Source organism: Butyrivibrio sp. WCE2006, from assembly GCF_000701985.1.
In the GTDB taxonomy this organism is placed as follows: domain Bacteria; phylum Bacillota; class Clostridia; order Lachnospirales; family Lachnospiraceae; genus Butyrivibrio.
The window spans coordinates 18,203-33,908 of record NZ_JNKH01000019.1 but is presented as its reverse complement, the minus strand read 5'-3'; the positions used below and the strand labels follow the sequence as shown (position 1 = coordinate 33,908).

Here is a 15,706-nt window from a genome sequence, read left to right as displayed (position 1 = left end):
TTTGGAGAAAAAATGCTTAAATACGATTCAATCGCTGAGCTTATACAGGCAGCGGAGGCAGAGAATAAAAAGATCAGTGAGATAGTTCTTAAGGACCATGCCATCAGCATGGAAAAAAGTGAAACAGAGTTATATGAAAAAATGGAAATGGATTTTTTCATAATGAGCGATGCTGTAAAAGAAGGGCAGAAAAAGGACCAGAGATCCATGTCCGGGCTTACCGGTGGTGAAGGCTATAAGATGAAAGAGTACGCGGACAAAAGAGAGAGTCTCTGCGGACCCTTCATGTCAAGAGCTATCTCCAGAGCACTGGCTGTTGCAGGGTGTAACGCTTCAATGGGTAAGATAGTGGCTGCGCCAACTGCAGGAAGTTGTGGTATATTACCGGGATGCCTTGTGTCTTTATATGAGGACAGGGGCTTTGATTTGAAGGATATAATAATGTCTATGTTTACGGCAGGAGCCTTCGGACTTGTTATAGCACAAAGGGCGAGTATAGCCGGTGCGCAGGGCGGTTGCCAGGCCGAATGCGGAAGTGCGGCAGGTATGGCAGCTGCGTCACTTGTAGAGGTAATGGGAGGAACTCCCGCTATGTGCGGACATGCCTGCGCTATGGCGCTGACAAGCCAGATGGGACTTGTGTGTGATCCTGTTGCAGGACTCGTGGAAATTCCTTGTATCAAGAGGAATGCGTCAGGACTTATGATTGCGTTTTCCAGTGCAGATATGGCTCTTTCAGGGATTAAAGCTAAAATTCCTGTTGATGAGTGCATAGATGCCATGCGTGAAGTCGGGGATGCGCTTCCAAGTTCCCTCAAGGAGACTGCAGGAGGCGGACTTGCAACTACGCCCACAGGCTTAAAGCTCAAAAAGAAAGTATTGAGGGTGTGAGACTGGGGGTATTATGGCATTTCTTTTAATTTTTATTATTTATCTTTCATTTATATCGCTTGGATTACCGGATTCACTTCTTGGAAGTACCTGGCCAAGCATGTATTCTGACCTGGGATCTACAATTACAGGTGCAGGAACTCTGGCAATGCTAATAAGCGGATGTACTATCATATCAAGTCTTATGGCAGATAAGGTGATTCACAAATTCGGAACGGCAAAGGTGACAGCTTTTTCTGTTGCCATGACTGCTATTGCGCTGTTTGGATTTTCAACGTGCACAAGTTATCTTATGATGGCAGCATGGTGCATCCCCTACGGATTGGGAGCAGGCGCAGTTGATTCGGCTCTTAATAATTATGTGGCGCTTCATTACAGTTCAAGGCATATGTCCTGGCTTCATTGTATGTGGGGAGTTGGTGCATCAGTCGGACCGTGGATAATGTCATTATGTCTTACAAACGGACTCAGATGGCCCAGCGGATACAGAACAATCAGCCTTTTGCAGGTGATACTGACTGTTATTCTTATTATATCGATTCCCATGTGGAAAACAGAATCCCATGCGGAAAGTGATGAGGAAAAACGAAATGTTCTAAGTTTGCGAAAAGCCATCGCGCTGCCGGGAGCAAAAACAATACTTGTGGCCTTTTTCTGTTATTGCTCTCTGGAAATGGCAACCGGTCTGTGGGCTCCCAGTTGGCTCGTTACGGAGAAAGGCATAAGCGCCACAGAAGCAGCCGGACTTGGAGCGCTTTTTTATCTTGGTATTACCATCGGAAGGGCTATAAGCGGATTTATATCCAACAGAATGGGTGATCAGAACATGATAAGGATTGGCGAATTTATCATTGTCATAGGTGTAATAATCCTTATGTTTTCAAACAATCTCACCGCGTCCAAGTTTTCTCTGGTATTAGTTGGACTTGGTTGTGCACCGGTTTATCCGAGTATAATTCACTCAACACCTGACAGATTCGGCAAAGAAAATTCTCAGTCACTGGTTGGCATTCAAATGGCTGCAGCTTATATGGGCTCGACCTTTGCGCCTAAGATCTTTGGGCTTATCAGTGATTACATTGGTATGTTCATGTATCCATTCTATCTGTGTACCTTTGTGGTATTGATGATACTTATGACTGAAAGAGGAAGTAAGCATATTAGTTAATTGGTGAATTTCCATTTTTCTTAGGAAAACGGAAAGCGTATCGGACTAAACGAGGGGCGTGTCCTGTTATATATTTTATTTGGGTAGTGTAAAGTAAGTTATGAAAATTGTGAACTGTCCTAAGGGATCCACCGCAAGCGGTACCCATTAGGACCATGAAAGAAGGAAAGCAAAATGAAAAAAGAAAATCTGACAAAATACACGGACTTTATTGTTGATGAAACAACCAGGCTTCTGAATATCGATTCTCCCACGGGCTACACTGAGGAAGCGGCTGCATGGGTTAAGAAGGAATTTGAGGCGCTTGGATATGAAGCGGTTCTTACAAATAAGGGCGGCGTAGTTGTAAACCTTACCGGAAAGGATAAAGATAACGGCTTATTATTAGAGGCTCATACCGATACTCTTGGAGGAATGGTTGCAACAATTAAGGATAACGGAAGACTTCAGCTTACCAATTTGGGCGGAATGAATCCCAACAATGCAGAAACAGAAAATGTAAGAGTCGTTACTAAATTTGACGGAATATATGAAGGAACGTTCCAGTTAAACAATGCTTCAATCCATGTAAATGGTGAATACAACGACACAAAAAGAACATGGGAAAACTGCGAAGTAGTACTTGATGAGGATGTTAAATCAAAGGAAGATACCGAAAAGCTTGGAATATCAGTGGGAGATATAGTCTGTTTTGAACCGAATGTAAGAGTTACCAAAAGCGGTTATATCAAGTCAAGATTTTTGGATGATAAGCTTAGTGTAGGTATATTACTTGGGCTTGCAAAGTATATAAAGGATAAGAAATTAACTCCTAAAAGAGCATTATATGCACATATCACCGTTTTTGAGGAAGTTGGACACGGCGGTTGCGGCAATGTTCCGGAGGGATGTACAGAAGCAATATCAGTGGATATGGGCTGTGTTGGAGACGGACTTACCTGTACTGAAAAGCAGGTTTCCATCTGCGCAAAGGACAGCGGCGGCCCTTACAGCTATCCTGTGGTTCAGGGGCTTGTTCAGGCAGCAAGAGACAGTGGGGCTGATTATGCTATAGATATTTATCCGCATTACGGAAGTGATGTTGAGGCAACACTTTCCGCAGGAAGTGATCTTAAGCATGGTCTTATAGGTGCAGGAGTATATGCTTCTCACGGATATGAAAGAAGTCATAGAGACGGTGCTGAGAATGTGCTCAGACTCCTGATTCAATACGCAATATAATGATGATAGCTTTGCATACTAAGAAGCTGGCAACTTGTAACGGGTTGTCAGTTTTTTTCATGTTTAAATAGAGCTTCTTTGGAAAACGCTGATATATGAATTTAATATAGTGATTAAGCAAAGTATATCAATAATATAGGAGAAAAATTAATCACACAACATCTAGCGAATGAATGTTCGGGATATGTATAAATGAAGATGCCATAAGCCCAACTGCAAAAAGGGATTTGAGATTTAATGTCCAATAAAATGTACATAACAATATCTAGTGGTTGCATTTTAGAACAAACGTTCTTATAATGTAAAGCACAAAGAACATATGTTTGCAAACAGATTTTGACTGCCAGTCCTTTAGATATGAGATAGAAAGTGGTGATTATGTGGAAGAGAGGATTATACTTCATTCGGACTGCAATTGTTTCTACGCTGCCGTGGAAATGCTGCATAATCCCGGGTTGAGGGACGTTCCTATGGCAGTTGGAGGAGATCCGGAAGCAAGACATGGAATTGTCCTTACGGCAAACTATATAGCAAAAAGGCGCGGAGTCAAAACCGGAATGGCGCTTTGGCAGGCAAGGGAAGCCTGCAGGGATGTTGTCTTTGTCTCTCCGCATTATGACGAGTATATCAGGTTTTCAAGAAAAGCCAGAAAAATATACAGTGATTACACAGATCTTGTGGAGCCATATGGTCTTGATGAATCATGGATTGACATTACTGATGCGGCAAAAATGCTAAAGACTTCTGATGGAATGTCCATCGCAAGAGAAATCTCAGACAGGATAAAGGCAGAGCTTGGAATCACAGTTTCAATCGGAGTTTCATGGAACAAGATCTTTTCCAAGTTCGGATCTGACTATAAAAAGCCTGATGCAATCACCCCGATAACAAGGGACAACTACAGAGACATCCTTTGGAAAAGTCCTGCATCCGATCTTCTGTATGTAGGAAGACGGACAAGTCTTAAGCTGAGAAAATACGGGATTCTTACTATAGGTGATCTTGCGCAGGCAGATCCGGAATTTCTTCATGATATTTTTGGAAAAATAGGATATGTGTTGTCTGCATTTGCAAGAGGCGAAGACCATACGCCTGTTTCAGCAATAGGAGATTATGCACCGATAAAAAGTATCGGTAACAGTACTACAACGCCAAGAGACCTTGTTAGTGATGACGATGTGAGGATGGTTTTATATCTTCTTTCAGAGAGTGTGGCAGCAAGGCTCAGGGAGAACCATTTCATAGGTGATGTCATAGGAATAAGCATCAGGGATAATGGACTTTACAGTTTCACAAGGCAGCACAGAGTAAAAATACCTACTAACATTTCAGAGGAAATAGCAGGTTATGCCTGGCAACTGTTTAAGGAGAACTACAATTGGGAGCATCCGATACGAAGTGTTGGCGTGAGGGTATCAAATCTTGTACCGGATACATCTCCGCACCAGACAGATATTTTCTTAAGTGAGGAGATTCGGGAAAAATATTTGAAAGCAGACATTGCTGTGACAGATCTAAGGCGCAGATTTGGTTATGATGCTGTGCTGAGGGGAATCATGTACTATGACAAGGTCCTGTCAGGGCTTGATGCCAAGGCTGATGACCACATGATACATCCGGTGGGATATTTTCAAAACGGCAATAATGTTCTTGGTGAAAAGGAAGGATAAAGAAGAAATTATGGCTAAGAGGATAGGACATAAAGTATATGTTGATACTATAGTTGAGTTTTCGGATGAAGGCATTGTCAGACCGCTTTCCATAGAATGGGAGGATGGGACGAGATACGATATCACCAGGGTTAAAAACTGTGTTCCCGGGGCAAGCAGAAGAGCCGGAGGAGCAGGTCTTCTTTATACATGCATAGTTGATGGCAAGGAGATTCATCTGTATTTTGAGGATTGTCCTTCAGGGGCAAAGTGGTTTCTTGAATCAAAGGCATAGGATTAAGAATTTCTTCAGAAATTCTTAATCCGTAATGGACCAGGCTTCATCGTAAGATGAAGGCGTGTCTGGCAAAGCCAGATTTCCGAACGATTTTTCCTTGTTGTCGTTCGGAAAGGCACAGGATTCAGAAATTTCTTCAGAAATTTAGAAAGCTATAAAAGCCGGAAAGTGAGGGCTGATTATGATATATGCAATAGATTTTGATGGTACGTTGAGTTTTGGCATCTGGCCGGAAGTGGGACCTGCAAATAAAGTGCTTATCGATTTTCTTATAAGGAAACAAAATGAAGGCGATAAGTTGATACTCTGGACCTGCAGAGCAGGAGAACCACTTGCAAAAGCAATTGAATTCTGCAGAGAAAATGGACTGAACTTTGATGCAATTAATGATAATCTGCCGGAGATTGTTGAAAAGTACGGATCTAATTCCAGGAAGATTACCTGTGATGTCTATATTGATGACAGGGCTTGCAATATCTTTTCATATAATATGTGCGCAGGTGGTATAATTTGAACATTGAATCTTATTTTAATATATAGGACAGATAATATGTACTCTTGCAATCATTAGAGTATATAAAAAAGCGAAATAATAGTACTTAAAAAGGAGATTTTTTGTTCAATGAGAAAGGCAAGAACAGAGAAAGAAAATGCTATCAGAGAGAAGATGCTCTCTGAATTATATGCAAATGAATACAACAAGTTTATTGGCTTTGAGGTATTGGAGCTTAGTCCGACATACAGCAAATCAAGGATAAAATGTGATGAGAGGCTTCACAATACATATGGAAGTATTCATGGAGGAGCACTTCTTTCATTTGTCGATGCTATGGCAGGTGCAACGGGAAGTATGAGCGGATACTATGTAACAACAGTGTCTGCTAATCTTAATTTCCTGCTCCCTGCTGTCAATACGGAGTACATTTACTGCGAATGTATGAAACTTAAGACCGGTAAGCATATTTTGGTATTTGATATCAGAGTAACGGATGATGAAGGGAATCTGTTGGATAGCGGAGAATTCTCATTTTATGCCAGCAAGGTTGCTGTGCTTGACGGTAATCTGAAATTCGGTCAGTCATCTGCCAAATAATCGTATCAGGCATATTGTTTGTACTTCTTATCGAAAACGGCTTTTTGGAAGAGCGTGTGAGAATGCATGGAATAATGGCGCGAATAGAAGTGCCTGCACGGGATATCATGAAGCTTGCAGAAGATACGATGAGAGAAAAGATTTATGAGAAATTCAAGAAAATAGGTTTTCTGTTTGTGACATTGGATCTGAAAGGCTATAGACTTGGAAGCATGAATGCAACTTTATAAAAAAGCATGAAATGAGCAGTTTACATTCATTTATGGATAGTAGACTGCTCTTTTTGTATATATAATCTATATTGGAGTTGGTTAACAGTAGCGTATGTCCTTTGGGCGCTTACGGTATCTGTATCCGATTGGACAGAGTCAGATATAAAGTAGCATATATAGGGGTGAAAAACTATGGAAAACATATGTATTGATGACAAGTGGATATTCAGAAGAGGATTTGTGGATTCTCTTGGGATGTTAAATGAAGATCCCGGGGTAGAGGTAAATCTCCCTCATGATGGGATGATAGGTACTGAGGTTGAGGCAGCTGCTCCGGCAAAATCTGACAGTGGATATTTCGTCGGAGGACTTACAAATTATACAAAATATGTGGATATACCCAAGGAATGGGAAAATGAAAGTGTCGGTCTTAAGTTCGACGGGGCTATGATGAACGTAACCGTTGATATCAATGGATGCAAGGTAGGAAGCCAGCACTATGGCTATGCACCATTTTATGTTGATTTAACTGATTATGTGACTTTCGGAGAGACAAACAGAATTACGATTAACTGTAATACAAGTATGTATGTGAATTCGAGATGGTATACAGGATCAGGCTTATACAGAGGTGTGATGCTCTGCCATGGTCCCAAAGTGAATATAGTTCCTGATGGAGTTTTTGTGCGCACAAAAGAGGTATCAGATGGTTATGCCTTTTTGGAGGCGGAAGTGGAGATTAGAAATTCTACGACGGAGAACAGGCTTGCCAAGGTTACTGTGTCAATCTGTGAGGAAGGTTCGGATGATGTTCTTAGTTCATCAGGGCGTGTCATTCAGATAAATGCAGGAAAGGTTCAGAAGGCTGATATTGCAATAAACCTCAAAGACCCTAAATTATGGGATGTTGAACATCCTAATCTTTACAAGGTTATAGCGAGGGTCGAGAGTATTGGAACATATCGCACGCACATTATTTCAGAAAAAGCGGAGGCTTTTGATATTTCCGAGACTCTTTTTGGAGTGCGTACTATAACAGCTGATGCTCTGCGCGGTCTTAGAATAAATGGTGAGACAGTAAAGCTTAAAGGTGGATGTCTTCATCATGACAATGGTCTTCTTGGAGCGGTTTCATTGTATGAAGCTGAAGCAAGAAAAGTGAAAAAGCTTAAAGAAACAGGCTTTAATGCTATAAGAACAGCTCACAACCCGCCTTCAGCAGCGCTTGTAGAAGCCTGTGACAGACTGGGCATGTATATTTTTGATGAAGCTTTTGATGCTTGGGGAATTGCTAAGCGCGGAGGAGATTACAGTCAGTTTTTTGATAACGACTGGGAGAAGGATTTAACTGCATTTATAAGAAGAGACAGAAATCATCCGTCAGTAATCATCTGGTCAACAGGTAATGAGATTCCCGAAAGGGGAGGCTTAAACGATGGATATGCCATAGCCACCAAACTTGCAGATACAATCAAAAAACTGGATGGAACAAGACCGGTAAGCAATGGAATATGTTCCTTGTGGAGTGGCCTTGATGATGAGCTTATGAAAGGACAGAGTCAGATGCAGAACTCATCTGAAGGACTTATTGATACCAGTTGGGAGACAATCACTGAGCCATTTACCAATGGTCTTGATATTGTCGGATATAACTATATGGAAGAATTATATGAAAGAGACCATGAGTTATTCCCGGAGAGAGTTATGCTGGGATCTGAGAATTTCCCCAAGGAGATAGGATTCAGATGGCCGCTCGTGGAAAGACTTCCCTATGTAATAGGAGATTTCACCTGGACAGCCTGGGATTACCTCGGAGAGGCAGGAATTGGAAAAGCAGCCTACATAGAAGATGAAAATGATCCTGTTGTTAAATCCAACGGATGGGCTCTCATGCCAAGTGCAGGATCACCGTATCCCTGGAGATGCGCTAATGATGCGGACTATGACATATTGGGACATCTGATGCCACAGGGCGCTTACAGAAGCGTGGTCTGGGGGAATGAAAAGACATATCTCTTTACACTTCATCCCGAGTATTTTGGAAAGATTGAAGTCATGACAATGTGGGGATTCCCTGCTATTACACCGACCTGGAACTATAAAGGATGGGAGAATAAGCCTGTTCGCCTGGTTGTATTCTCAAAAGCAGAAGAAGTCGAGGTGTTTGTAAATGGTAAGTCAATCGGAAGAAAGCCTGTTAATATGGAACGTCCGATGCCAAATTCTGCATATTTTGACACTGAATATGCACCAGGAAAGGTAGAAGCCGTAAGCTACGCAGGCGGTAAAGAGGTCAGCAGAGACATTCTGGTAACAACCGGAGAGCCTGCCAGGATCAGATTGATTCCTGAAAAGAAGACAGCTAAAGCTGATGGTCATGACCTTATCTACGTTGGAATTGAAATAACTGATAATGAAGGCAATGTGGTGCCTTGCGGAGAACTTAAGATAAATGCTGAAGTCTCAGGATGCGCAGTACTTGCCGGTTTTGGTTCAGGAAATCCTAAGACCGAGGATAATTACACAGACGGAGAATCAGAAAGCTTCCGCGGACGTGCAATGGCAATACTGCGCTCCGGATACTCCAAAGGAAAGGTGATCATTAAGGTATCAGCCGACGGACTTGATAGTGTTCAAGAGGATTTTGAGTTGGATAGCCAATAATAAATGATAGTGACGATATACCGCAATTCACTATCGGGAATATGGCTTATTTGGATCAGTGAACTGACACGTAGATGATTTCATCAAAAATCAGTGTCACTTCGCAAGATTAGCACTAACTGAGCAGTTTACATTCATTTGTGAAGAGTAGACTGCTCTTTTAATTTGTATAATTTTATAATCAGATTTTAAGGAGATGAGACTAATGGAAGAATCAATTAAATTTGTAAAAAATCCAATAATAAAAGATATCTATACAGCTGATCCGGCGCCAATGGTATATGGAGATACATTGTATTTATATACAACTCATGACGAGGATGAACTGATAAATGATTTTTATACAATGAAGGACTGGAGATGTTTTTCTACAAAGGATATGGCACATTGGGAAGATCATGGAGTGATTTTTTCACTTGATGATATAAGCTGGGCCGATGACAGGGCGTGGGCGCCACAGGCAGTGGAGCGAAACGGGAAATTTTATCTCTACTGCCCGGTGCACAAAAAAGACGGAGGGATGGCTATAGCAGTTGGTATATCTGACAATCCGGCAGGACCGTTTAAGGATCTTGGTTATCCGCTTGTGGATGAGGGAGACTGGAATGATATTGATCCGACTGTTTTTATAGATGATGATGGACAGGCATACCTGTACTTTGGAAACCCGGAACTTAGATATGTACTTTTGAATGAGGATATGATTTCTTATGATAAAGAAGTGGGAATAGTCAAAGTTCCGATGACAGAGGAGTCCTTTGCAAAGGGTAGCCATGATACAGGAACCTCTTACGGTGAAGGACCATGGTTTTATAAGAGAAATGGGTTATATTATATGGTTTATGCAGCATTTGGGGTTGATAAGCAGAATGAGCATCTTGCATATTCTGTATCAGATTCGGCTACAGGACCATGGAAATATGGCGGTGTTCTGATGACAGAGGAAGGTGGAGTTTTTACAAATCACCCCGGTATTGCTGATTTCAAGGGACACTCTTACCTCTTTTATCACACCGGTGATCTGCCGGGAGGAAGCCTCTTCCACAGAAGCGTATGCGTGGCAGAGTTTTCCTACAATGAAGACGGATCAATTGATACGATTGATAAATGCGACAGTTTCAGAGCTTTGGATATAGTTAAGTGAAGAATTGCAAATTTTGTACTGATACATATTGACACATCCACACCGATTAATTATAGATAAAGGAAAGAATGCTTAATTGTGAGGAGGGATGAGTTTTGAATTGTACAAACTGTGGTAGCGTGATAAGAAAGGGACAGAAATTTTGCGGTAAATGCGGAACGATGGTTCCCGGGGAACATATTGAACAGAAGGATACCTTTTATGTTAGGAAACTTCCGATGGTAATGATAGTGCTTTTGACTTTGGGACTTATCATTACATCTTTTACCATGGAGTCCGGAAGCATGACGGTTGCCATGGGAATTTCCTTCATTCAGGCGATTATCCTGATTTTCTTTATTTACAGACTTGACAGGATCGAACCGGAGCCGGTTTCTCTTCTTTTGAAGCTGTTTTTGTGGGGAGCCCTGGCAGTGCCTATAGTAGCAACCATTATCGAGAATATCATCGAGGCTGGGGTGAGTGTGATAGCTGACCAGGGAACTATAATGTTCAATATTCTGGATGCGTTTTTGGTTGCAGCTTTTACTGAAGAAATATGTAAATATGCTGTGCTGAAAAAGTTTACCTGGAAGCATCCGGCATTTAATTTCCGCTTTGACGGAGTGGTCTATTCTACCACAGTTGCAATTGGATTCGAAGTAGTTGAAAACCTGCTCTATCTTTTTGATTCAGATGCCAGTACGGCATATCTGCGGTCGGCTTTTCCTGGACACTGCATTTTTGGAATATACATGGGATACTATTACGGGCAGGCTAAGAGTCTTGAACTTATGGGTGATGCTAGAGGCTCAGCAAAAATGAGGCGCAAAGGTGTTCTTACAGCCATTATGATTCATGGAATTTATGATTCTGTTGCCATGATTTGCAGTGACAGCAGTAATGAATTACTCATGTACTCATGCCTGCTGGCTCTTGTGGTAATTATGTGTGTACTTAATGTCAATGCATATAAAAACATTAAAAAATTTGCACACGAAGATAAGCCGGTATAATGAAGATAATATTTTCTTTTCCTATTTGTTAGACATTTGTTGGACAACGTGATTTAAAATACAAAATCGAAGAATCGTTTTGTAGAAAAAACTGATAATTTGTTTAGCTAAAGCAAGTTTCACGAACAGCAAATAACGAAAGAGGGGAAAGAAAAATGATTGATATTCAATATTTGTTATGGCTCCAGGAAATTAGAAATGCAACAGGCGGACTTTTTGATGAGTTTTTTAATAGCATTTCAAAAGTAGCGGTAGATATTATGCCTTTTCTGCCATTTTTCATTTTCTGGGCAGTGGATAGGAAATGGGGTTACCGTGCTCTTATGACTTTAGGAGTAGGAGAACTGATAAATGGAGTGATCAAACTGACGGTTTGTGCCTACCGTCCCTGGATAAGATCAGATCTGATTGAGCCTGCGGGTGATTCAAAAGTAGCAGCAACCGGATATTCGTTCCCTAGTGGACATACTATGAGCGCGACGTGTACCTATGGTACAACATTTGCCTGGCAGAGAAATAAGCGGACATGGCTCGCTGTAATCTGTGCAGTACTGATAGCTCTGACCGGATTTTCAAGAAATTTTCTTGGTGTACATACTCCGCAGGATGTTATTGTAGGTTTTACAGAAGCTGTGATAATAATCTGCATAGTAGGAGCTGTTCAGAAGAGAATAGATGGTAATGAAAAAACACTCGATATCTTGTCAGTTGTTGGAGTTATCGCTGTAATATTATCCCTGATATATATTACTCAGAAACCTTATCCCATGGATTATGTAGACGGAGCACTCCTCGTAGATCCCGGAAAGATGATGAATGATAGCTTTAAGGCGTGTGGTGCATTTATCGGACTCTTAATTGGAAGCTATGTTGAGCGCCACTATATCAAGTATGAGATTCCTGTTGGAGCAAAAGATCTTCCGATTCTGTCGTTTGTAGGATTTATGATTGCTTTCACCTGGAAAGAATACTTTGCACCGGCAACAATCGTTGCAGCGCTTGGTGGACATTGGGGACACTTCATATCCCGCTGCATCTTATGGTTTTTTGTTGTGGCTATCTGGCCAATGGTGATACAGAAGGTATGCAATTATAAGGTACTTAAAGATCAGTCTGAAAAATATGCATAATTACTAAATGCTAAAAATATTTTGAATCTGTAGAACAAAAATGCAATTCAGATGATCCTGATGGCCGCGAGCTGAAGATGATCTACAGATGTGCAATTGAGGCGATCAGGATGATGCAGACAGAAAAGGTTAAAAAACTACTTAGCGAAGATGCTAAAGTGATAAGCGAGCAGAATAAAGCGAAACGATCATAAATGTACTAGTGAAATAGATATTAGAAATTCCATTGAATATGGGGTTATCGGCGGATGGTTATTTACATCATCATCCGCCGATAGCCCCATATTTTTATGAAATATATAACTTTTTACCAGACAAAAGTTACTGCGTTTGCAATATCTTCAGTAATTGTATTATCTTTTACGAGCTTTTTGAGCCATTTTTCCAGGTTGTCTACTTTGTGGTTAGTCTGGATAAAGTGAACTTTTTTGCCATTTACATCATTTGAAAGAAATAATTCGTACATATACATAAGAGAAAACCTCCATTTAATCATCTTATTTTTTTTTCATTTTCTTTGGCCATTTGAATGTTCTTTTTGCGCGTCCGATTACTATATCGTTGAGAGGGTAAATTTACTTTAGGGCAAATTTGAATGTTTTTTAAATACTTTTTACGTGGAGTTTGTTGAAAATTTTATTCAGAACACAAGGTTTAGTATGGTGTTGACTTATTTTTCTACATAAATTGGCTAATTGTTAGCGAAAAATTTCATAGGGCTGTATGTATTAGGTTGCGTGTATATGGTCAGAATAGTATGATCACATATTGTGTCTCAAAATCAAATGGAAAACCATCTGAATTTGTTTTAAGAATTACTCAGACAAATCTCATTACTTATAGATTCCTTAATTTCATCAGAAATTCGGGAATCGCATTTTCCTTATTGCGTTCAAGAAGTCATGACTTTTTGTGGGCAAAAGCGGAAATCTATGCATTTAATCCCAACAGTCTGTCGCAGGCATCTGTTATTCTGGAGGAATTAATGATAAAGAACACACCGGCTCCGGTAATAACAAATATCAGTGCAGGTCCAACGCCTTCAGAAAGGAACGGGAAGATAGAGAATATTCCAAAGAAAATAACAGGGATAACGCTGCAAACACAGAGCACTATTCCCATTGCCAGCATGGTTGATTTGCTGCTTATGTTATCAGCTTTCTCATTTCTGATGTATTCCTCTGCAACAGAGTCAAGGATTGAAACGCCTCTCCTAAGAAAGCTCCATTCCTTGTTCTTGGCAGAAGAAAGAATGATAAGTCCAACTCCCAATGCCACAGCAATAAATAGGAATACTACACCAAGAGCACTGAAAAAGTCACCCAAAAATCCGTAAAAATTTTCGCTTATGGCGCTTCCCATAATGGGGCCTGTAGGAGCAATAATACAGCAGGCAACACCAAGGCCTAAAAGGAATCTGCTAAAGGTGCAGTCATCCAAAAAAGCATTTGCTTCATCTACAGATATCAGGCGGAGTTCACGGTTCTGTGATTTCCCCCCTCTATATGTCACCTGTTTAACTTCCACAGGTGGATTCGGAATCCCCTGTACTCCATGAGTAAAAGTTTCATTAGGCTTAAATGATTCATCAGGTCTTCGTACTGTTCCCTTTTCTATGGCTCCCAAGGAGTCCTTTAGATCATCGATAGTTCCAAACTCTGTGATGATCTTCCCAACGGCCTCATTTTCTGACATTCCGCTTTCTATAAGCTCATTATACTTATCCTCTGTCATAGACATGATTTCTTCTTTTGCACGCCTTGCTGCGTCAGTGTCCGGCAGGCTCATGAACATTGTCTCAAGATATTTTCTTATTGTCTCCATAGTCTATTGGCTCCCCTGTTCTAATAAAAATCCCTCTATTTACTGCGATATAAATCGCTCAATAACATCCTTGGTCAACTGCCACTCTTCACACTTCTCCTGATAATACTTTTGTCCGGAGTCAGTTATCTGATAGTAAGTGCGTCTCTTCCCATTGTCAGCCTCCCGACTGAAGGAGATAATAAATCCGTTCTTCTCAAGCCTGGTAAACGCCGAATAAAGAGTTGTTTCTTTTATCAGATATTTATCCTCGGACATAGCCCTGATGTTTTTGGATATCTCATATCCATAAGAAGGCTCTTTTCTTAGGAGAAAGAGGATAATGGTGTCGTTATAACCCCGGATCACATCACTGCTGATCTGCTGCATAAAAATCACCCGCGTTTATATTTTATACTACGATAATCGTTACTACGACTGTCATAGTAAATATACTACTGCTGTCGTAGTATGTCAACATAAAAACTGGCTTTAGGCAAGTAATAAACTCGACTTATTTGATGACAGTAGCCCAGTGTGCTGTCTCACTCATAATTAACCCAATTATTAGTAAATGATTTTATCTGCTTCATCTGAAAATCTTGATGATGCCTCAGTGATTGCCATTATTCTTATTGGAACGTTAATATTCCTTCTGCCTTGGCTGCTTCGTATGATACTATTAAAATGTACATATGCAAAATTTTGTGAAATTGTCACGGATTAGTTTTTCAACTGCTTAAGGAGGGGATAGTTATGGCAGTTTACAGATGTAGAGTATGCGGATACATATTTGATGAGGAAAAAGAAGGGAAAAGCATAAGGGATATTGATGTCTGTCCAAGATGCAAACAACCGGATGACCGCTTTGAACTTGTAGAAGGAGAACCAAAAAGCGGGGATGAAAATAAAACTTCATAATATGGTTGAAACCGGGATGCATATACAAATGCAAAAGCAGGTTTCATCTCAAAATTTCGTTAGAATGACAGAGGATAAAATAAAATGAGTTTTTTATTTGTGGCGCTTGGTGGTGCGCTGGGAGCAGTAGCGAGATATGCTATAAGCCTAATACCAGTGAGAGCAGGTTTTCCTGTTCTCACGCTTATAACAAATATAATAGGAGCTATCCTTATAGGATTTATAGTTGGAATAACTGATAGAAAAGGAAACGTATCTCCTAATACGGTTCTTTTTTGGAAGACCGGAGTGTGTGGAGGATTCACTACGTTCTCAACCTTTTCACTTGAATCATATCAGTTGTTCGAAAACAAAACATATGCTCTTGGAGGAGTATATGTCGCTCTGAGCGTTTGTTGTTGTATTTTTGGTATCTATTTAGGAAAGAAGTTGGCAACAGTAGTATTAGTGTAGCTGTTTCATATTTTATCTAAATAATATAGTCGAGAAATATATAAACAGCTACACTGATTCCCGG

At 40.6% G+C, this 15,706-nt stretch carries 17 protein-coding genes; 14 read left to right on the top strand and 3 right to left on the bottom strand.

What is annotated here, in order from left to right:
• The first annotated feature begins 12 nt into the window (after nucleotides 1–12).
• The 12 genes from sdaAA to T501_RS12365 all read left to right on the top strand — a co-directional run bounded on the left by sdaAA (nucleotide 13) and on the right by T501_RS12365 (nucleotide 12,465).
• A complete protein-coding gene (sdaAA, locus tag T501_RS12420) occupies nucleotides 13–891 on the top strand; it encodes an L-serine ammonia-lyase, iron-sulfur-dependent, subunit alpha (protein ID WP_026511680.1) in 879 nt (292 codons plus the stop codon).
• A 13-nt stretch (nucleotides 892–904) separates the two neighbouring features.
• Nucleotides 905–2,059 carry an MFS transporter gene (locus tag T501_RS12415; protein WP_026511681.1) on the top strand — a complete coding sequence of 385 codons (1,155 nt, stop codon included), beginning with the start codon at nucleotides 905–907 and terminating at the stop codon, nucleotides 2,057–2,059.
• Between the two features lie 174 nt (nucleotides 2,060–2,233).
• Nucleotides 2,234–3,280 carry a M42 family metallopeptidase gene (locus T501_RS12410; protein WP_081675381.1) on the top strand — a complete coding sequence of 349 codons (1,047 nt, stop codon included), beginning with the start codon at nucleotides 2,234–2,236 and terminating at the stop codon, nucleotides 3,278–3,280.
• Nucleotides 3,281–3,660: 380 nt separating this feature from the next.
• On the top strand, nucleotides 3,661–4,950 hold the full coding sequence (gene dinB / locus T501_RS12405; RefSeq protein WP_044915151.1) for a DNA polymerase IV: 1,290 nt from the start codon (nucleotides 3,661–3,663) through the stop codon (nucleotides 4,948–4,950).
• A 10-nt stretch (nucleotides 4,951–4,960) separates the two neighbouring features.
• Nucleotides 4,961–5,224 (top strand): hypothetical protein, encoded by a 264-nt coding sequence (locus T501_RS12400; protein ID WP_044915124.1) that lies wholly within the window; start codon nucleotides 4,961–4,963, stop codon nucleotides 5,222–5,224.
• A 184-nt stretch (nucleotides 5,225–5,408) separates the two neighbouring features.
• Nucleotides 5,409–5,741, top strand: a complete 333-nt coding sequence (locus T501_RS12395; RefSeq protein ID WP_026511684.1) for a hypothetical protein — start codon at nucleotides 5,409–5,411, stop codon at nucleotides 5,739–5,741.
• A gap of 108 nt (nucleotides 5,742–5,849) precedes the next feature.
• Nucleotides 5,850–6,320 (top strand): PaaI family thioesterase, encoded by a 471-nt coding sequence (locus tag T501_RS12390; RefSeq protein WP_026511685.1) that lies wholly within the window; start codon nucleotides 5,850–5,852, stop codon nucleotides 6,318–6,320.
• Between the two features lie 14 nt (nucleotides 6,321–6,334).
• Nucleotides 6,335–6,550 carry an adenine nucleotide alpha-hydrolase family protein gene (locus tag T501_RS12385; RefSeq protein ID WP_044915123.1) on the top strand — a complete coding sequence of 72 codons (216 nt, stop codon included), beginning with the start codon at nucleotides 6,335–6,337 and terminating at the stop codon, nucleotides 6,548–6,550.
• Between the two features lie 174 nt (nucleotides 6,551–6,724).
• Complete coding sequence (locus T501_RS12380) at nucleotides 6,725–9,196, top strand: glycoside hydrolase family 2 TIM barrel-domain containing protein (protein ID WP_044915121.1); 2,472 nt, start codon at nucleotides 6,725–6,727, stop codon at nucleotides 9,194–9,196.
• A 205-nt stretch (nucleotides 9,197–9,401) separates the two neighbouring features.
• Nucleotides 9,402–10,340, top strand: coding sequence for a glycoside hydrolase family 43 protein (locus T501_RS12375; RefSeq protein WP_049945924.1), 939 nt, complete (start codon nucleotides 9,402–9,404; stop codon nucleotides 10,338–10,340).
• A 95-nt stretch (nucleotides 10,341–10,435) separates the two neighbouring features.
• The gene (locus tag T501_RS12370) at nucleotides 10,436–11,335 is read left to right on the top strand and encodes a PrsW family glutamic-type intramembrane protease (RefSeq protein WP_044915119.1); all 900 of its coding nucleotides are present in this window, start codon (nucleotides 10,436–10,438) and stop codon (nucleotides 11,333–11,335) included.
• A gap of 155 nt (nucleotides 11,336–11,490) precedes the next feature.
• A complete protein-coding gene (locus T501_RS12365; RefSeq protein ID WP_242845526.1) occupies nucleotides 11,491–12,465 on the top strand; it encodes a phosphatase PAP2 family protein in 975 nt (324 codons plus the stop codon).
• A gap of 307 nt (nucleotides 12,466–12,772) precedes the next feature.
• Here T501_RS12365 and T501_RS21340 read toward each other — a convergent pair whose 3' ends face one another.
• From T501_RS21340 to T501_RS12355, 3 genes are all read right to left on the bottom strand, one after another.
• Nucleotides 12,773–12,937: a hypothetical protein gene (locus T501_RS21340; RefSeq protein WP_155994854.1), complete on the bottom strand. Its 165-nt coding sequence runs from the start codon at nucleotides 12,935–12,937 to the stop codon at nucleotides 12,773–12,775.
• 458 nt (nucleotides 12,938–13,395) lie between these two features.
• Nucleotides 13,396–14,289 carry a permease prefix domain 1-containing protein gene (locus T501_RS12360; protein WP_044915117.1) on the bottom strand — a complete coding sequence of 298 codons (894 nt, stop codon included), beginning with the start codon at nucleotides 14,287–14,289 and terminating at the stop codon, nucleotides 13,396–13,398.
• A 39-nt stretch (nucleotides 14,290–14,328) separates the two neighbouring features.
• A complete protein-coding gene (locus tag T501_RS12355; RefSeq protein ID WP_026511995.1) occupies nucleotides 14,329–14,658 on the bottom strand; it encodes a PadR family transcriptional regulator in 330 nt (109 codons plus the stop codon).
• A gap of 366 nt (nucleotides 14,659–15,024) precedes the next feature.
• Here T501_RS12355 and T501_RS21335 point away from each other — a divergent pair, with 366 nt between their 5' ends.
• Nucleotides 15,025–15,189, top strand: coding sequence for a rubredoxin-like domain-containing protein (locus T501_RS21335; RefSeq protein WP_155831555.1), 165 nt, complete (start codon nucleotides 15,025–15,027; stop codon nucleotides 15,187–15,189).
• Between the two features lie 84 nt (nucleotides 15,190–15,273).
• Nucleotides 15,274–15,642 carry a fluoride efflux transporter CrcB gene (gene crcB, locus T501_RS12350; RefSeq protein ID WP_026511996.1) on the top strand — a complete coding sequence of 123 codons (369 nt, stop codon included), beginning with the start codon at nucleotides 15,274–15,276 and terminating at the stop codon, nucleotides 15,640–15,642.
• The last annotated feature ends 64 nt before the right edge of the window (nucleotides 15,643–15,706 follow it).